Annotated in this window: 15 protein-coding genes; 9 read left to right on the forward strand and 6 right to left on the reverse strand. The window is 62.4% G+C overall.

All coding sequences use genetic code 11. The features are described from left to right. Positions 1-392: 392 nt before the first annotated feature. Positions 393-1811: an amino acid permease gene (locus tag CAF70_RS20895; RefSeq protein ID WP_172827514.1), complete on the forward strand. Its 1419-nt coding sequence runs from the start codon at positions 393-395 to the stop codon at positions 1809-1811. Between the two features lie 176 nt (positions 1812-1987). Here the strand turns inward: CAF70_RS20895 and CAF70_RS20900 are convergent, their stop codons facing one another. Beyond that, positions 1988-2872 carry a LysR substrate-binding domain-containing protein gene (locus tag CAF70_RS20900; RefSeq protein ID WP_085623079.1) on the reverse strand — a complete coding sequence of 295 codons (885 nt, stop codon included), beginning with the start codon at positions 2870-2872 and terminating at the stop codon, positions 1988-1990. A gap of 152 nt (positions 2873-3024) precedes the next feature. Between CAF70_RS20900 and CAF70_RS20905 the strand changes: the two genes are divergently transcribed. Then, positions 3025-6045 (forward strand): FAD-binding and (Fe-S)-binding domain-containing protein, encoded by a 3021-nt coding sequence (locus tag CAF70_RS20905; protein WP_085623080.1) that lies wholly within the window; start codon positions 3025-3027, stop codon positions 6043-6045. A 138-nt stretch (positions 6046-6183) separates the two neighbouring features. Here CAF70_RS20905 and CAF70_RS20910 read toward each other — a convergent pair whose 3' ends face one another. From CAF70_RS20910 to phhA, 4 genes are all read right to left on the reverse strand, one after another. After that, the gene (locus CAF70_RS20910) at positions 6184-7383 is read right to left on the reverse strand and encodes an MFS transporter (RefSeq protein WP_085623081.1); all 1200 of its coding nucleotides are present in this window, start codon (positions 7381-7383) and stop codon (positions 6184-6186) included. 92 nt (positions 7384-7475) lie between these two features. Further along, entirely contained in the window at positions 7476-7604 is a 129-nt protein-coding gene (locus tag CAF70_RS27970) for a hypothetical protein (RefSeq protein WP_256202935.1), read from the reverse strand. A gap of 273 nt (positions 7605-7877) precedes the next feature. Beyond that, positions 7878-8234: a 4a-hydroxytetrahydrobiopterin dehydratase gene (locus tag CAF70_RS20920; protein WP_085623082.1), complete on the reverse strand. Its 357-nt coding sequence runs from the start codon at positions 8232-8234 to the stop codon at positions 7878-7880. Positions 8235-8273: 39 nt separating this feature from the next. Further along, a complete protein-coding gene (gene phhA, locus CAF70_RS20925; protein ID WP_085623083.1) occupies positions 8274-9062 on the reverse strand; it encodes a phenylalanine 4-monooxygenase in 789 nt (262 codons plus the stop codon). Between the two features lie 256 nt (positions 9063-9318). Between phhA and CAF70_RS20935 the strand changes: the two genes are divergently transcribed. After that, the gene (locus CAF70_RS20935) at positions 9319-10878 is read left to right on the forward strand and encodes a sigma-54-dependent phenylalanine hydroxylase transcriptional regulator PhhR (protein WP_024087504.1); all 1560 of its coding nucleotides are present in this window, start codon (positions 9319-9321) and stop codon (positions 10876-10878) included. Positions 10879-11029: 151 nt separating this feature from the next. On the opposite strand, the gene CAF70_RS20940 is transcribed toward CAF70_RS20935, so the two are convergent. Next, positions 11030-11284: a DUF2790 domain-containing protein gene (locus tag CAF70_RS20940; RefSeq protein ID WP_003260110.1), complete on the reverse strand. Its 255-nt coding sequence runs from the start codon at positions 11282-11284 to the stop codon at positions 11030-11032. A 398-nt stretch (positions 11285-11682) separates the two neighbouring features. Here CAF70_RS20940 and acs point away from each other — a divergent pair, with 398 nt between their 5' ends. The 6 genes from acs (at position 11683) to argR (ending at position 18350) form a co-directional block, all read left to right on the forward strand. Continuing rightward, a complete protein-coding gene (gene acs, locus CAF70_RS20945) occupies positions 11683-13644 on the forward strand; it encodes an acetate--CoA ligase (RefSeq protein WP_085623084.1) in 1962 nt (653 codons plus the stop codon). 581 nt (positions 13645-14225) lie between these two features. Then, the gene (locus tag CAF70_RS20950) at positions 14226-15011 is read left to right on the forward strand and encodes an ABC transporter substrate-binding protein (RefSeq protein ID WP_046614631.1); all 786 of its coding nucleotides are present in this window, start codon (positions 14226-14228) and stop codon (positions 15009-15011) included. An 88-nt stretch (positions 15012-15099) separates the two neighbouring features. Continuing rightward, a complete protein-coding gene (locus CAF70_RS20955; protein ID WP_003260113.1) occupies positions 15100-15789 on the forward strand; it encodes an ABC transporter permease in 690 nt (229 codons plus the stop codon). Continuing rightward, positions 15786-16484 carry an ABC transporter permease gene (locus CAF70_RS20960; protein ID WP_085589096.1) on the forward strand — a complete coding sequence of 233 codons (699 nt, stop codon included), beginning with the start codon at positions 15786-15788 and terminating at the stop codon, positions 16482-16484. Before CAF70_RS20955 ends, CAF70_RS20960 begins: the two co-directional genes overlap by 4 nt. A 22-nt stretch (positions 16485-16506) precedes the next feature. Next, positions 16507-17271, forward strand: coding sequence for an ABC transporter ATP-binding protein (locus CAF70_RS20965; protein WP_025340127.1), 765 nt, complete (start codon positions 16507-16509; stop codon positions 17269-17271). Positions 17272-17369: 98 nt separating this feature from the next. Then, positions 17370-18350, forward strand: a complete 981-nt coding sequence (gene argR / locus CAF70_RS20970; RefSeq protein ID WP_085623085.1) for a transcriptional regulator ArgR — start codon at positions 17370-17372, stop codon at positions 18348-18350. Positions 18351-18612 lie beyond the last annotated feature (262 nt).

An 18612-nucleotide genomic window follows, 5' to 3' on the forward strand; every position in this document is an offset into this window, starting at 1 on the left:
CCCTTGCCCAAACCCCCGCCTCACGGTGTTATAGCCGCCATTGCCGTGTGCAAAAGCCTGTCCACAGAGCCAGGCTGACAAAACAACAAATGGAGGCGCCATGTACGCCGATCACTCCGCCTTTCAAGGCCCACACCACAGGATCGCTGCGTTTTTTCCCGAGGAAACGACGCAACGCGTTGACGCCTGCGCGTTTGCAGGGGTATACAGTGCGCCGCGTTTTACCTGTGACTCCTTTGCGTACCGCGCACTCCTGATCACGCCTGGTTAAACCGCTCCGGCGGCACCTGAGGTCAGGAAACCCAAGGTAACCACCTTGCCCATTCCGCTGCGCCACGAGCGCGGTGGGTCCGATTCCGTCACAGATAAAAACAATGCAGGTGACTTCGTTCATGAGTGGACAAAACATGCATTCAGGCGAGCTCAAGCGGGGCCTGAAGAACCGCCATATCCAGTTGATCGCCCTCGGCGGTGCAATTGGTACCGGCCTGTTCCTCGGCTCGGCAGGCGTGATGAAATCCGCCGGCCCGTCGATGATCCTTGGCTACGCCATCTGCGGCTTCATCGCCTTCATGATCATGCGCCAACTCGGTGAAATGATCGTCGAAGAACCGGTGGCCGGCTCCTTCAGCCATTTCGCCCACACCTACTGGGGTGGTTTCGCCGGCTTCCTGTCGGGCTGGAACTGCTGGGTGCTGTACATCCTGGTGGGCATGTCGGAGCTTTCGGCGGTCGGCAAGTATGTTCACTACTGGTGGCCGGAGATCCCCACCTGGGTCACGGCGGCAGCGTTCTTCGTGCTGATCAACGCCATCAACCTGATGAACGTGAAGTTTTTCGGTGAGGCCGAATTCTGGTTTGCCATCATCAAGGTGGTGGCCATCGTCAGCATGATCGGCCTGGGTGCCTACTTGCTGACCAGCGGCAGCGGCGGCCCTGAAGCCACCGTGGCCAACCTGTGGTCGCATGGCGGCTTCTTCCCGAACGGTGTCAGCGGGCTGGTGATGGCCCTGGCCTTCATCATGTTTTCCTTCGGTGGCCTGGAAATGCTCGGCTTCACCGCCGCCGAGGCCGACAAGCCGAAGACCGTGATCCCCAAGGCGATCAACCAGGTCATCTACCGCATCCTGATCTTCTATGTCGGTGCCCTGGTGGTGCTGCTGTCGCTGACCCCATGGGACAACCTGGTCGCCAGCATCGATGCGTCCGGTGGCAGCTATGGCAGCAGCCCGTTCGTGCAGGTGTTCTCGCTGCTGGGCAGTGACGTGGCCGCGCACCTGTTGAACTTCGTGGTCCTGACTGCGGCGCTGTCGGTGTACAACAGCGGTACCTACTGCAACGCCCGCATGCTGCTGGGCATGGCCGAACAAGGTGACGCCCCGGCGGCGCTGGCCAAGGTCGACAGCCGCGGTGTACCGGTGCGCTCGATCCTGGTGTCGGCAGCCGTGACCCTGATTGCGGTGCTGCTCAACTACCTGATGCCGTCGAACGCGCTGGAACTGCTGATGTCGCTGGTGGTGGCTACCCTGGTGATCAACTGGGCGATGATCAGCTACTCGCACCTGAAGTTCCGCCAGCACCTGGACCGCACCGGCCAGAAGCCGCTGTTCAAGGCCCTGTGGTACCCCTATGGCAACTACATCTGCCTGGCGTTCGTGGTGCTGATCCTGGGCATCATGCTGATGATCCCGGGTATCCAGGTTTCGGTGTATGCGATCCCGGTGTGGCTGTTCGCCATGTTCGTAGCCTACATGATCAAGCCGCGTCGCAAGGCGCAGGCTGTTGGGGCTGCTGGTAGCGTGGCCCGATAAGGCGCTACAGGTAGCGTATGAAAAACCCGAGGTCAGGAACTGGCTTCGGGTTTTTTATTGCCTGTACCGGCCTCTTCGCGGGTAAACCCGCTCCCACAGGGATATCACCTGACCCGAGAGCAGCGCTACATCTGTGGGAGCGGGTTTACCCGCGAAGAGGCCGGCACAGCCAGAAATCAGATCTGCTCCAGCAACCAGCTGCGAAACGCCCGCAGCGACGGCAGCGCCTCATTGCGCGGGGGATAGATCAGGTAATAACTGCGCTGGCTGGCAAAGGCCTCCCCGGGGCTGTACAGCTCACCCTTGGCCAGTTCCTCTTCCACCAGTATGCGCGGCACCAGGCCGATGCCGATCCCGGCCCGTACCGCCTGGATCAGGTGTGAGGTCAGTTCGAAGCTCGGCCCCAGGCGCATTGCCCGGTGCGCCAGGCCATGGTGCGAGAACCACTCGCCCCAGGCATGCGGGTTGTTGGCCACATTCAGCAGCACCTCTTCACTGATGCGCGTCGGGCACCAGCCTTGGCTGTCCGCGCCAGCCTCCGGCGGCAATATCACCACCAGTTCCTCGGCATGCAGGCGATGGCAGATCAACCCGGGCAGGTCGTGGCTGGCCACGCCGATGGCCGCATCGATCTCGCTGGTGTCGAAGTTGATGGCTTCGATGCGGGAATGGATGTGCACCAGCATGCCCGGATGGGCGCTGTAGAAGGCATGCAACCGCGGCAGCAGCCATTTCGAGCCAAAGGTGGGCAGGGTGGCCAGGCGCAAGGTGCCCACCCCCGACTGGTAGGCCAATGCCTGCAAGGTGGCGCTGCGGATGCGCCCCAGTGCCTCGCTGAGCTCGCGCTGGTACAGGCGGCCGACATCGGTCAGCTGCACCTGGCGCCCCTCGCGGCGGAACAGGGTGAGGCCCAGTTGCTGTTCCAGCGCCTGCACCTGGCGGCTGACCGCGCTCTGGGTGAGCGACAGCTCGGCGGCGGCACGGGTGTAGCTTTCATGTCGGGCGGCGGCCTCGAATGCCAGCAGCAGCGACATGGACGGGGTCAGATGGCGGTAATTCATTCATGAAAGTCATCAATAGCGGCAGGATTATCCGTTTGCCCCTGGAGCGAAACTACAGGAACATTGGCCTGTACGTCATCCCCGCATGCCACCACCCATGCCGGTACGACAGGAATCCCGTGAATTTGCCAATATCAAGAGGCCATCCTTCGATGATCGCCCAGCTGCCGACCGTTGCCCCGAGCGCCAACTACCCCGAATTCCTCGAAGCCCTGCGCAACAGCGGCTTCCGTGGCCAGATCAGTGCCGACTACGCAACCCGTACGGTGCTGGCCACCGACAACTCGATCTACCAGCGCTTGCCACAGGCGGCGGTGTTCCCGCTGGATGCCGACGATGTGGCGCGGGTCGCCACGCTGATGGCCGAGGAGCGCTTCCAGCAGGTGAAGCTGACCCCGCGCGGCGGCGGTACGGGCACCAATGGCCAGTCGCTGACCGACGGTATCGTCGTCGACCTGTCGCGGCACATGAACAAGATCCTCGAAATCAACGTCGAGGAGCGCTGGGTGCGCGTGCAGGCCGGTACCGTCAAGGACCAGCTCAACGCCGCCCTCAAGCCGCACGGGCTGTTCTTCGCTCCCGAGCTGTCCACCTCCAACCGCGCCACAGTCGGCGGCATGATCAACACCGATGCCAGTGGCCAGGGCAGCTGCACCTATGGCAAGACCCGCGACCACGTGCTGGAACTGCATAGCGTGCTGCTCGGTGGCGAGCGCCTGCACAGCCTGCCGATCGACGATGCCGCGCTGGAGCAGGCCTGTGCCGCGCCCGGCCGGGTCGGCGAGGTGTACCGCATGGCGCGCCAGATCCAGGAAACCCAGGCTGATCTCATCGAAGCTACCTTCCCCAAGCTCAACCGTTGCCTGACCGGCTACGACCTGGCCCACCTGCGCGACGAGCAGGGTCGCTTCAACCTCAACAGCGTGCTGTGCGGCGCCGAGGGCTCGCTGGGCTATGTGGTCGAAGCCAAGCTGAATGTGCTGCCGATCCCCAAGTATGCCGTGCTGGTCAACGTGCGCTACACCAGCTTCATGGATGCCCTGCGTGATGCAAACGCGCTGATGGCACACAAGCCTCTGTCGATCGAGACCGTCGACTCCAAGGTGCTGATGCTGGCGATGAAGGACATCGTCTGGCACAGCGTCGCCGAGTACTTCCCGGCCGACCCCGAGCGACCGACCCTCGGCATCAACCTGGTGGAGTTCTGCGGCGACGAGCCGGCCGAGGTCAATGCCAGGGTGCAAGCGTTCATCCAGCACCTGCAGAACGACACCAGCGTCGAGCGCCTGGGCCACACCCTGGCCGAGGGGGCCGAAGCGGTGACCCGCGTCTATACCATGCGTAAACGTTCGGTGGGCTTGCTGGGCAACGTCGAAGGCGAAGTACGCCCGCAACCGTTCGTTGAAGACACCGCGGTACCGCCGGAGCAACTGGCCGACTACATCGCCGAGTTCCGCGCACTGCTCGATGGCTACGGCCTGGCCTATGGCATGTTCGGCCACGTTGATGCCGGCGTGCTGCACGTGCGCCCGGCACTGGACATGAAGGACCCGGCCCAGGCCGCACTGGTCAAGCCGATTTCCGATGCCGTGGCGGCGCTGACCAAAAGCTATGGCGGTTTGCTGTGGGGCGAGCACGGCAAGGGCCTGCGTTCGGAATACGTGCCGGAGTACTTTGGCGAGCTGTACCCGGCGCTGCAGCGCCTGAAGGGCGCTTTCGACCCACACAACCAGCTCAACCCGGGCAAGATCTGCACCCCGTTGGGCAGCGCCGAGGGCCTGACCCCGGTCGATGGCGTAACCCTGCGCGGTGACCTCGACCGCACCATCGACGAACGCGTGTGGCAGGACTTCCCCAGCGCCGTGCACTGCAACGGCAACGGCGCGTGCTACAACTACGACCCCAACGACGCCATGTGCCCATCGTGGAAGGCCACCCGTGAACGCCAGCATTCGCCCAAGGGCCGTGCCTCGTTGATGCGCGAGTGGCTGCGCCTGCAGGGCGAGGCCGACATCGATGTGCTGGCTGCCGCGCGCAACAAGGTCTCGTGGCTCAAGGGCCTGCCGGCGCGCCTGCGCAACAACCGTGCGCGTAGCCAGGGCCAGGAAGACTTCTCCCATGAGGTGTACGATGCCATGGCCGGCTGCCTGGCGTGCAAGTCGTGCGCCGGGCAGTGCCCGATCAAGGTCAACGTGCCGGATTTCCGTTCGCGCTTCCTCGAGCTGTACCACGGCCGCTACCAGCGCCCGCTGCGTGACTACCTGATTGGCTCGCTGGAATTCACCATCCCGTACCTGGCCCATGCGCCCGGGCTGTATAACGCGGTGATGGGCTCGAAATGGGTGAGCAAGCTGCTGGCCGACAAGGTCGGCATGGTCGACAGCCCACTGATCAGCCGCTTCAACTTCCAGGCCACCCTGACCCGCTGCCGCGTCGGCGTGGCCACGGTACCGGCCCTGCGTGAGCTGACCCCGGCCCAGCGCGAGCGCAGCATCGTGCTGGTGCAGGACGCCTTTACCCGTTATTTCGAAACGCCGCTGCTTTCGGCCTTCATCGACCTGGCCCACCGTTTGGGCCACCGGGTGTTCCTGGCGCCGTACAGCGCCAACGGCAAGCCGCTGCACGTGCAGGGCTTCCTCGGTGCGTTCGCCAAGGCGGCGATTCGCAATGCCACCCAGCTCAAGGCCCTGGCCGACTGTGGTGTGCCGCTGGTGGGCCTGGACCCGGCGATGACCTTGGTGTATCGCCAGGAGTACCAGAAGGTACCGGGCCTGGATGGTTGCCCGCAGGTGCTGTTGCCGCAGGAGTGGCTGATGGATGTGCTGCCTGAGCAGGCGCCGACCGCGCCGGGCAATTTCCGCCTGATGGCGCATTGCACCGAGAAGACCAACGTGCCGGCCAGCACCAGGCAGTGGGAGCAGGTGTTCGCTCGCCTGGGCCTGAAGCTGGTGACCGAGGCGACTGGCTGCTGCGGTATGTCCGGTACCTACGGGCACGAGGCGCGTAACCAGGAAAGCTCGCGGACCATCTTCGAGCAGAGTTGGGCGACCAAGTTGGACAAGGAAGGCGAGCCGCTGGCAACGGGCTACTCGTGCCGCAGCCAGGTCAAGCGCATGACCGAGCGGCAGATGCGCCACCCGCTGGAAGTGGTGCTGCAGTACGCCCAGCGCTAGGTCTCAGGGCGTCGGGGGCTGCCTCGCAGCCCATCGCCGGCAAGCCAGCTCCCACACCGACCGCATTGATCTCAGGTCATGTGCTACCCCTGTGGGAGCTGGCTTGCCGGCGATAGGGCCAGTGCAGGTACTACGAATTCAGGCTTCTTGCGCTCTGTTTCGTCCCCGTCGCGCCTGCCGATACAGATACAGGCTCAACACCAGCCCGCAGGCCGCCGCCGCAGCAGCAAACAAAAACATCGAAGCAAACCCGAACCCCGCCGCCACCGCGCCCACCAGCGGCCCGGTCACTCCCAGCGACAAATCGATGAACAGCGAATACGCCCCCACCGCCGCCCCGCGGTTGGCCGCCGACACCTGGTTCACCGCCTCCACGCCCAATGCCGGGAACACCAGCGAGAAGCCGAACCCGCTCAACGCCGCCCCTGCCAATGCCATCTCGGCGCTGGGCGCCAGCCACAGCATCAGCAGCCCAAGCGTTTCCACCGACAGGCAGGCGATTGCCACCCGGAACCCGCCAATCCGGTTGATCAGGTTGCCGAACAACAGCCGTGCACTGATGAAGGCGGCGCCGAACAGGCTCAGGGTCAGCGCCGCATTGGCCCAGCCGCGGCTGGCGTAATACAGGGTAATGAAGGTGGCAATGGTGCCAAAGCCGATCGAGCCCAGCGCTAGCCCCGAGCCATGCGGGAACACCTTGCCCAGCACACGCAGGAACGGCAGGCGCACGCCGCTGACGATCGGTGCGGCCCGCTTGGGCCAGGCCAGCAGCAGCCCGAGCGCACACAGCAGGATGATGCTCACGCCCATGCTCCACAGGCCCAGGCCCTTGACCATCAGCACGCCCAGCGGGGCGCCAATGGCCAGCGCGCCATAGCTGGCAATGCCGTTCCAGGAGATGACCTTGGCCGTGTTTGCGGCACCCACCCGGCCAATGCCCCAGCCAATCGCACCGGAGCCCACCAGGCTTTCGGCGCTGCCGAGCACCAGGCGGCCGAGCAGCAGGCAGGCCAGGCTCAGCCACGGCAGGTGGCTGAGAAAGGCGCAGGCCAGCATGAACACCCCGCTGAGCCCGCAGCCGGCCAGGCCATACATGACGGCTTTCTTGCTGCCGTGGTTGTCGATGATGCGGCTGGCGGTGGGGCGGCTGAGCAGGGTGGCCAGGTACTGCACGCTGATCACCAGGCCCGCGACCACGGCACTGAAGCCCAGGTCGTTGTGCACGTAGCCGGGCAATACGGCCAACGGGATGCCGATGTTCAGGTAGCCGATGAAGGTGAAGAGGACGATGGAGACGACTTGCAGGGTGACCGCAAGGGGGCGCGGTGAGTGGGGCATGAGGGCCTACGTGGGTTCTGGACGGTGTGAAAACGTGATGACGGGGGTGGCCCGCAGGTCAGCCGTTTTCACACAGTCGGGGGGATGCGCGGTTATTCCTGGTCAGCGCTGGATTGATCGTCACCATCCTGCTCGACGGCGGTTGCCGGTTCGGCGTGAACGGTCACGGTTGGCTCTTCTGGGTTCAGGCTTGGGAAGGGAAGATTCGGGATTTCATGCATCTCGTCGTTCCTCGCAAGTGTGAGTGAAAAGTCTGCGCCAGGCGCGTTTAAGCTTCGCGAAGCAGGGGCAGGATACACAAGTCTGGATGACAGTTTGGAATTTTTGCCGATCGTTTGTCGGTTTTGCGGGCGAACAGCGGACAGTTATCCTGCAAAAAACTGGGGCCCCTGTGGGAGCGGGTTTACCCGCGAACACCGGCGAAGCCGGTGCCATGCACCGCGTTGTCTGCTTCGCGGGTGAACCCGCTCCCACAGGCCCCATTTTCTCAGTGCTTACTTGCGGCCTTCTGCCGTTTTCGCAACTTCGTCAGTACGCGCACACATGATGAAGTCGTTACGGTGCAGGCCTTTGATCGAGTGGCTCCACCAGGTCACGGTGACCTTGCCCCACTCGGTCAGCAGCCCCGGGTGATGGCCTTCGGCTTCGGCGATCTCGCCTACGGCATTTGTGAACGCCAGGGCGTGCTTGAAGTTCTTGAACAGGAACACGCGCTCCAGCTCCATGTGGCCGTCACGTACTTCGATGTTCCAGTCCGGGATTTCGCGAATCAGCTCGGCCAGTTCTTCGTCGGTGACCTTCGGTGCGTCGGCGCGGCAGGCTTCGCAATGGGCTTGGTTCAAGGCATTCATGTGGTGTTTTCCGGTTCGAGTTGTTATCGGCAAAGTCGCTCAGGCAGCGACCTTGGGTGGAAATTTCGGTGCGTGCAGGCCCAGCTGCATGGCTTTGTGAACCATGCCCATGATGTCTTCGTGGGCCAGGTCGAACAGACGCTTCATGTTCGGTAGCACGAAATACAGCGGCTGCAGAATGTCGATGCGATACGGTGTACGCATCGCCTCGATCGGGTCGAAGGCCTGGTGCTCGGGCTCGTCAGACAGACAGTAGACGGTCTCTTTGGGTGACGAGAGGATGCCGCCGCCATAAATCTTGCGGCCCTGCGCGGTTTCCATCAGGCCGAACTCGATGGTCATCCAGTACAGGCGCGCCAGGTACACCCGTTGTTCCTTGGTCGCGGCCAGGCCGAGCTTGCCATAGGTGTGGGTGAATTCGGCGAACCAAGGGTTGGTCAGCAGCGGGCAGTGGCCGAAGATCTCATGGAAGATATCGGGCTCCTGCAGGTAGTCCAGCTCTTCCGGGGTGCGGATGAAGGTGGCTACCGGGAAGCGCTTGCTGGCCAGCAGTTCGAAGAAGGTCTGGAAGGGGATCAGCGCCGGGACCCGGGCAACCTGCCAACCGGTGGTGGCGCCCAGCACCTTGTTGATCTCGCCCAGCTGCGGAATGCGGTCATGGGGCAGCTTGAGCTGGTCGATGCCGTCCAGGTATTCCTGGCACGCACGGCCTTCGATCACTTTCAGCTGGCGGGTGATCAGGGTGTTCCATACCGCATGCTCTTGCTGCGGGTAATCGATAAAACCATGCGCATCGGGCTCGCGTGCCACGTATTGCGTCTGTTTCATGTGGCTCTCCTGGTGAGGGCTTTTCTTGTTATGTACAGGACATGCCTAAGGAATATCCCTTCGCTGGCCGCTTTGCACGGGGTGGGTCAACGGCCGGTGCTGGCTTTGGGCGGTATTTTCGTAACGATAATTTTACAAAAATGCGCAGGTGTCGGAAAATCCGAGGCATCTGGCTGAAGCTTCGGCTGTTTTTGTCAGCTTATCTTTACGACTTTTCCGCGCGGTGTTGAAAAACATTGGCGCTTCGAGAGCCCTCATGCGTATCAAAGTGCATTGCCAGAACCGTATTGGCATCCTGCGCGACATCCTCAACCTGCTGGTGGAGTACGGCATCAACGTGCTGCGCGGCGAGGTGGGCGGTGACCATGGCAACGCCATCTACCTGCATTGCCCGAACCTGATCAATTTGCAGTTCCAGGCGCTGCGGCCGAAGTTCGAGGCCATCGCCGGGGTGTTTGGCGTCAAGCGCGTGGGGCTGATGCCCAGCGAGCGCCGGCACATGGAGCTGAATGCGCTGCTCGGGGCGCTGGACTTCCCGGTGCTGTCGATCGACATGGGCGGCAGTATCGTCGCCGCCAACCGTGCCGCTGCGCAGTTGCTGGGGGTGCGGGTAGACGAGGTGCCGGGCATGCCGCTGGCGCGCTATGTGGAGGACTTCGACCTACCAGAGCTGGTGCGGGCCAACAAGTCGCGCATCAACGGCCTGCGCATCAAGGTCAAGGGCGATGTGTTCCTCGCCGACATCGCGCCGCTGCAGTCCGAGCATGACGACAGCGAGGCGCTGGCCGGGGCAGTGTTGACCCTGCATCGCGCCGACCGTATCGGTGAGCGCATCTACAACGTGCGCAAGCAGGAGCTGCGCGGTTTCGACAGCATCTTCCAGAGCTCGCGGGTGATGGCGGCGGTGGTACGCGAGGCGCGGCGCATGGCGCCGCTGGATGCGCCATTACTGATCGAGGGCGAGACTGGCACCGGCAAGGAGCTGCTGGCGCGTGCCTGCCACCTGGCCAGCCCGCGCGGCCAGTCGCCATTGATGGCGCTCAATTGCGCCGGGTTGCCCGAGTCGATGGCCGAAACCGAGCTGTTCGGCTACGGCCCCGGGGCATTCGAAGGGGCGCGGGCCGAGGGCAAGCTGGGGCTGCTGGAGCTGACCGCCGGTGGCACGCTGTTCCTTGACGGGGTAGGGGAGATGAGCCCGCGTCTTCAGGTGAAGCTGCTGCGTTTTCTGCAGGATGGCTGCTTCCGCCGCGTAGGCAGTGATGAAGAGGTGTATCTGGATGTGCGGGTGATCTGCGCGACCCAGGTGGATCTGTCCGAATTGTGTGCCCGTGGCGAGTTTCGCCAGGACCTGTATCACCGGCTCAATGTGTTGTCGCTGCACATTCCACCCTTGCGCGAATGCATGGATGGCCTGGAAGGGCTGGTGCAGCACTTTCTCGACCAGGCCAGCCGGCAGATTGGCTGCGCCATGCCACGCCTGGCGCCGGCGGCGATGGACAAACTTGGCCAGTACCATTGGCCGGGTAATGTCAGACAGTTGGAAAACGTATTGTTCCAGGCGGTTTCGTTATGCGAAGGCGGCGTGGTCAAAAGTGAACATATCCGTTTGCCGGATTATGGTGTGCGCCAGCCGTTGGGTGAGTTTTCGCTGGATGGAGATCTTTCGCAAATTGTCGGGCGCTTTGAAAAAGCGGTGCTGGAAAGTTTGATGGGGGAGTTTCCGAGTAGCCGGGCTTTAGGTAAAAGACTGGGTGTTTCGCATACGACCATTGCCAACAAGTTGAGGGATTATTCGTTGGGCAAGTCGGTGGATTAACAAGCGGTCAATAACCTGTTAATCAGGTGCAATATTCTTCGCGGGCTTGCCCGCTCCCACAGGTACCGCGCCAGATTCAAGGCAGGCGCTGTACCTGTGGGAGCGGGCAAGCCCGCGAATGGGGCCCGCAGGGCCCCCAATCCACAAGGTATCAGCCGTTCGAGCAGCCGTTCCCCATCACGCGGTATTCGAGAATGTGCTTCTGGCCCTTGGAGTCCTCGTAGGTCATGCGGGCTGGCACGACTTCGCACACATTGGGCACTTCGCTCATGGAAATGACGCGGGCAATGTCCAGGTGCTGCGAGTAACTGTACTGTTCAACCGGAATCTGCTCGGCATCTTTGGCTTCGCCGGCCATCGCCGCGCCGCAAAGACTGCCAAGTACCAATACCAGTAAAGCTTTCATTTTCAATTTACCTGTCTAAGGTCGTGAGGGGGCACGCGGCGCTTATGGCGCCGCGAGTATTGCTGGTTTTAACTATCGGGTTTGGATGGGGATTAACGCTTGCCTTCGTGGGGGCTGTTACCAGTTGTTAATCGCCTTGCCGTTGCTGGCGAAGTGAATTTTATGGCTGGGGCGAAGGCCGAAACAGTGGGTCTTTTGATAAAGTGTTTTGGCAAAATCTGTAACAATCTTCTGCTAAAGCCCCCCGTTTTTTCGTGGTCAGGGCTGTAATCCGCATGCCAGAGCGCTTTGCCGGGACGGGCGTACCAAATTACTACCAACGTCGAATGGCTTTTGTTGCTCTGGTACAGTTACAAACGGTTCCATACAAAAACAACTATTACACCGAGGTAACACAGATGAGTGCGGCTCCACTGTATCCCGTTCGTCCCGAGGTTGCGGCCACTACCCTGACCGACGAGGCCACCTACAAGGCCATGTACCAGCAGTCGGTGATCAACCCGGACGGCTTCTGGCGCGAGCAGGCCCAGCGCATCGACTGGATCAAGCCATTCACCAAGGTCAAGCAGACCTCTTTCGACGACCACCACGTCGATATCAAATGGTTCGCCGACGGCACTCTGAACGTTTCCTCCAACTGCCTGGACCGCCACCTCGAAGAGCGCGGCGACCAGTTGGCCATCATCTGGGAGGGTGACGACCCTTCCGAGCACCGCAACATCACCTACCGCGAACTGCACGAGCAAGTCTGCAAGTTCGCCAACGCCCTGCGTGGCCAGGATGTGCACCGCGGTGACGTGGTCACCATCTACATGCCGATGATCCCCGAAGCCGTGGTCGCCATGCTGGCCTGTGCCCGTATCGGTGCGATCCACTCGGTGGTGTTCGGTGGCTTCTCGCCCGAGGCGCTGGCCGGCCGTATCATCGACTGCAAGTCCAAGATCGTGATTACCGCCGACGAAGGCGTGCGCGGCGGTCGCCGTACCCCGCTCAAGGCCAACGTCGACCTGGCGCTGACCAACCCGGAAACCAGCAGCGTGCAGAAGATCATCGTGTGCAAGCGCACCGGTGGCGACATAGCCTGGCACCAGCACCGCGACATCTGGTACGAAGACCTGATGAAAGTGGCTTCCAGCCACTGCGCGCCGAAGGAGATGGGCGCCGAGGAAGCGCTGTTCATCCTTTATACCTCCGGCTCCACTGGCAAGCCCAAGGGTGTACTGCACACCACCGGTGGCTACCTGGTGTACGCCGCGCTGACCCATGAACGCGTGTTCGACTATCGCCCGGGCGAGGTGTACTGGTGCACCGCCGACGTGGGTTGGGTCACTGGCCACAGCTACATCGTCTACGGCCCGCTGGCCAATGGCGCCACCACCCTGCTGTTCGAAGGCGTGCCGAACTACCCGGACATCACCCGTGTGTCGAAGATCATCGACAAGCACAAGGTCAACATCCTGTACACCGCGCCAACCGCCATCCGCGCGATGATGGCCGAAGGCGAGGCCGCGGTTGCCGGTGCCGATGGCTCCAGCCTGCGTCTGCTTGGCTCGGTGGGTGAGCCGATCAACCCGGAAGCCTGGAACTGGTACTACAAGGCTGTGGGCAAGGAGCGTTGCCCGATCGTCGACACCTGGTGGCAGACCGAGACCGGCGGCATCCTGATCAGCCCGCTGCCGGGCGCTACCGGCCTCAAGCCGGGTTCGGCAACCCGTCCGTTCTTCGGCGTGGTGCCGGCACTGGTGGACAACCTGGGCAACCTGATCGAGGGCGCCGCCGAGGGCAACCTGGTGATCCTCGATTCCTGGCCGGGGCAGTCGCGCTCGCTGTACGGCGACCACGACCGTTTCGTCGACACCTACTTCAAGACCTTCCGTGGCATGTACTTCACCGGCGACGGTGCGCGCCGCGACGAGGATGGCTACTACTGGATCACCGGTCGCGTGGATGACGTGCTGAACGTGTCCGGTCACCGCATGGGCACTGCCGAGATCGAAAGCGCCATGGTGGCCCATGCGAAAGTGGCCGAGGCGGCGGTGGTGGGTGTGCCGCACGACATCAAGGGGCAGGGCATTTATGTGTATGTCACCCTTAATGCCGGTATCGAGGCCAGCGAGCAGTTGCGCCTGGAGCTGAAGAACTGGGTGCGCAAGGAAATCGGCCCGATCGCCTCGCCGGATGTGATCCAGTGGGCGCCGGGGCTGCCGAAGACCCGTTCGGGCAAGATCATGCGCCGTATCCTGCGCAAGATTGCCACGGGTGAGTACGATGCCCTGGGCGATATCTCGACCTTGGCCGACCCGAGCGTGGTGCAGCACCTGATCGATACCCACAAGGCCATGAGCCTGGCTTCGGCATAACAGCCGCGTGTGGGAGCGGGCGCGCCCGCGAACACCGGCGCAGCCGGTGCCATCCACCGCGCCGCCTGCTTCGCGGGCACGCCTGCTCCCACATGCAGGGGCGTGTACCGCCAACAAGAACCCCGCCCGGGCAACCGGCGGGGTTTTTGCTTTACTGTTACCCGACATTCATCGGTAACTGTTCTGTCACCGTTGGCGCACGTCATCGGGGCGCCAGGAAACAATTCCGCTTCGTTTCGGTGCATTTCGCTGGCATTTTTCCCCGCGCAACACGCTACACTTGCCGTACTACAAGGCTTTGCCAATAATAGGCCCGGGAATTGCTAGGTCTATAGGTTCTATTTCTTGCGCTTTTGCATATTTTGCACTGGCTGTCAACATCGCCCGCAGCGGTTTCAGGCGCTTCTGTAAGTAGTTGTCGCTTTGAAGAAATATCGACTACCGGGCTGTCGCTAGAATGCCACTCACACGCTCGTGGTCTGCGACCTTGGTCGATACCCTGCGCGGCTCGCGTTGTACCCATTCGCATATCGGGCAGCCGTTACCTGCCTTGTATTGCCCCGTACCGATGGAGTTACCTGATGAAGAAGCTCGCACTGCTTGGCGCCCTGGCGCTGTCCGTGTTTTCCCTGGTATCGCAGGCCGATGAAAAACCGTTGAAAATCGGTATCGAGGCCGCCTACCCACCCTTTGCCTTCAAGCAACCTGATGGCAGCATCGCCGGTTTTGACTACGACATCGGCAACGCGCTGTGCGAAGAGATGAAAGCCAAGTGCACCTGGGTCGAGCAGGAATTCGACGGCCTGATCCCGGCGCTGAAGGTGCGCAAGATCGACGCCATCCTGTCGTCCATGTCGATCACCGACGACCGCAAGAAATCGGTCGACTTCACCAAGCGCTACTACCTGACCCCGGCGCGCCTGGTGATGAAGGAAGGCACCGCCGTCAGCGACAGCCTGGATGAACTCAAGGGCAAGAAGATTGGTGTGCAGCGCGGCTCGATCCACGACCGCTTCGCCAAGGAAGTGCTGGGCGCCAAAGGTGCCACCGTGGTTCCTTACGGCACCCAGAACGAAATCTACCTGGACGTGGCAGCTGGCCGCCTCGATGGCACCGTGGCTGACGCCACCCTGCTGGAAGACGGCTTCCTCAAGACCGACGCCGGCAAGGGCTTCGCCTTCGTAGGCCCGTCCTTCACCGACGCCAAGTACTTCGGTGACGGCATCGGCATTGCCGTGCGCAAGGGTGACAAGGCCAACGTCGACCGCATCAACGCGGCCATCGATGCCATCCGTGCCAACGGCAAGTACAAAGAAATCGAGAAGAAGTACTTCAACTTCGATATCTACGGTCCAGACTCGAACTAAGACGTCGGGTTTCACCTGTGCAATGGTGCAAACAGCAGAGGCTCTGAGGTTTGCACCATTTTTCATTCTCTAGGTCGAGGACCTCATCATGTTGAAAGGCTACGGGGCAGTCATCCTCGACGGGGCGTGGCTGACGCTTCAGCTCGCCCTGTCGTCGATGGCCCTGGCCATCGTGCTCGGCCTGATCGGTGTGGCGCTGCGCTTGTCGCCGGTGCGCTGGCTGGCCTGGCTGGGCGATCTGTATTCCACGGTGATTCGTGGCATTCCGGACCTGGTCCTGATCCTGCTGATCTTCTACGGCGGGCAGGACATCATCAACCGGGTGGCGCCGCTGCTCGGCTATGAAGACTACATCGACCTGAATCCGCTGATCGCGGGTATCGGTACCCTGGGCTTCATCTTTGGCGCCTACCTCTCGGAAACCTTCCGCGGTGCATTCCTCGGTATTCCGAAGGGCCAGGCCGAAGCGGGTGTGGCATATGGCATGAGCAACCGCCAGGTGTTCTTCCGCATCCAGGTGCCACAAATGATTCGCCTGGCGATCCCGGGCTTCACCAACAACTGGCTGGTGCTGACCAAGGCCACTGCACTGATTTCGGTCGTGGGCCTGCAGGACATGATGTTCAAGGCCAAGCAGGCGGCCGACGCCACCCGCGAGCCTTTCACCTTCTTCCTGGCGGTGGCGGCCCTGTACCTGGTGCTGACCAGCATCTCGCTGCTGGCCCTGAAGTATCTCGAGCGCCGCTACTCGGTGGGCGTCAAGGTGGCTGAACTATGATCTTCGACTACAACGTCGTCTGGGAGGCATTGCCGATGTACTTCGGCGGCCTGCTGACCACCCTCAAGCTGCTGGCGATCTCGCTGTTCTTCGGCCTGCTGGCGGCCATTCCGCTGGGCCTGATGCGGGTTTCCAGGCAGCCAGCGGTCAATCTCGTGGCGTGGCTGTACACCTACGTGATCCGTGGCACGCCGATGCTGGTGCAGCTGTTCCTGATCTACTACGGCCTGGCGCAGTTCGAGGCGGTGCGCGAAAGCTTCCTGTGGCCGCTGCTGTCCAGCGCTACCTTCTGCGCCTGCCTGGCGTTCGGCATCAACACCAGTGCCTACACCGCCGAAATCATCGCCGGCAGCCTCAAGGCCACGCCCCATGGCGAAATCGAGGCAGCCAAGGCCATGGGCATGTCGCGCATGAAGATGTACCGGCGCATCCTGCTGCCGTCGGCCCTGCGCCGCGCGCTGCCGCAGTACAGCAACGAAGTGATCATGATGCTGCAGACCACCAGCCTGGCGTCGATCGTCACCCTGATCGACATCACTGGCGCTGCGCGTACGGTCAATGCCCAGTACTACCTGCCTTTCGAGGCCTACATCACGGCGGGCGTGTTCTACCTGTGCCTGACCTTCATCCTGGTGCGCCTGTTCAAGATGGCCGAACGCCGCTGGCTCGGCTACCTGGCGCCGCGCAAGCACTGACCGCTTTGTGAGAATCGACAGCATGTACAAACTCGAAGTCCAAGACCTGCACAAGCGCTACGGCAGCCATGAAGTGCTCAAGGGCGTGTCCCTGTCGGCCAAGGCAGGCGATGTCATCAGCATCATCGGCTCCAGCGGTTCGGGCAAGTCGACCTTCCTGCGCTGCATAAACCTGCTGGAGCAGCCGCACGCCGGCAAGATCCTGCTCAACAACGAAGAGTTGAAGCTGGTACCAGGCAAGGATGGCGCACTCAAGGCCGCCGATCCGCGTCAGTTGCAGCGCATGCGCTCGCGCCTGTCGATGGTGTTCCAGCACTTCAACCTGTGGTCGCACATGACTGCGCTGGAAAACATCATCGAAGCGCCGGTGCACGTGCTGGGCGTGAACCGCAAGGAGGCCCTGGAAAAGGCCGAGCACTACCTGGCCAAGGTGGGTGTCGCCCATCGCAAGGACGCCTTCCCTGGGCATATGTCCGGCGGCGAGCAGCAGCGTGTGGCAATTGCCCGGGCGCTGGCCATGGAGCCGGAGGTCATGCTGTTCGACGAGCCGACCTCGGCGCTGGACCCGGAACTGGTCGGCGATGTGCTCAAGGTGATGCAGGCGCTGGCCCAGGAAGGCCGCACCATGGTGGTGGTGACCCACGAAATGGGCTTTGCCCGCGAGGTGTCCAACCAGCTGGTGTTCCTGCACAAGGGCCTGGTCGAGGAAACCGGCTGCCCGCGCGAAGTGCTGGCCAACCCGCAGTCGGAGCGCCTGAAGCAGTTCCTCTCCGGCAGCCTGAAGTAAAAACTGCAATTTTGCACCAGAATAGGGCATGCTGCGCGGCGAGCGCAGCCTGACCCGGCGCACAGACTCGAACGACCTCAGGTTTCGGACCGCACCCTATGACCACCCAGCGAATCGGTTTTCTTATCTGGCCCAGCACCAGGCCTTTGACCCTGGCGCTGGCCGAGGAAGTGTTGCAGGTGGCGCAGCGGGTGCACCCCGAGGTGGTCTACGAGCTGCTCTTCCTGCAGGCGGAGCCGGCGCAGGAGGGCAACTGGCGTTTGCCGGGCGAGCCGTGGAACGGCCGTCTCGAAGGGTGCCACAAGCTGTTCCTGCTGGCTGACGAGCAGCCGCCGGCGGTGGGGGCGGCGTTGTCGGCGGCGCTCAAGCACCTGGCGCGCAGTGGCTGCGTGATCGGCGGCCTGTCGGCCGGGGTCTACCCCTTGGCGATGCTGGGACTGCTTGACGGTTACCGGGCTGCAGTGCACTGGCGCTGGCAGGATGATTTTGCCGAGCGCTTTCCCAAAGTCATCGCTACCAGCCACCTGTTCGACTGGGACCGCGATCGCCTGACTGCCTGTGGTGGCATGGCCGTGACCGACCTGTTGCTGGCGGTGCTGGCCCGTGACCACGGGGCGGAGCTGGCCGGGGCGGTGTCGGAGGAGCTGGTGGTCGAGCGCATCCGCGAGGGTGGCGAGCGCCAGCGCATTCCGCTGCAGAACCGCCTGGGCTCGAGCCATCCCAAGCTGACCCAGGCGGTGCTGCTGATGGAAGCCAACATTGAAGAGCCGCTGACCACTGACGAAATTGCCCAGCACGTGTGCGTGTCGCGCCGGCAACTGGAGCGAATTTTCAAGCAGTACCTGAACCGCGTGCCGAGCCAGTATTACCTGGAGCTGCGGCTGAACAAGGCGCGGCAGATGCTGATGCAGACCAGCAAGTCGATTATCCAGATCGGGCTGTCCTGTGGCTTCTCGTCGGGGCCGCATTTTTCCAGTGCCTACCGCAACTTCTTTGGTGCAACGCCACGGGAAGATCGTAACCAGCGGCGTAGCAGCAGCCCGTTCGAACTGAGCTCGGCGCCTGCCGAAAAAGGCTGATATTTCCTTCTCCTATGCCGGCCCTTTCGCGGGCGTGCCCGCGAAGAGGCCAGTGCAGGCAGCGCCTTTCTTAATGTGAACACCCGTTCACCCAGCCCCCTCTCTCCCGTACACTGCGCGATTGCGACAGTGTTTGTCGCATTGCCGAAAGCCTTGTCAAAACTGGGTTTTGCGCTGTAACAAGTTGTCGCTTGGCCGCAAGGACAGGCGCGGATCAGTCCTTACAATCCCCCCATCGCTCGCCACTTCCAGGCCAGCGTTC

Origin of the sequence: Pseudomonas sp. B19(2017), assembly GCF_002113165.1 — a bacterium.
In the GTDB taxonomy this organism is placed as follows: domain Bacteria; phylum Pseudomonadota; class Gammaproteobacteria; order Pseudomonadales; family Pseudomonadaceae; genus Aquipseudomonas.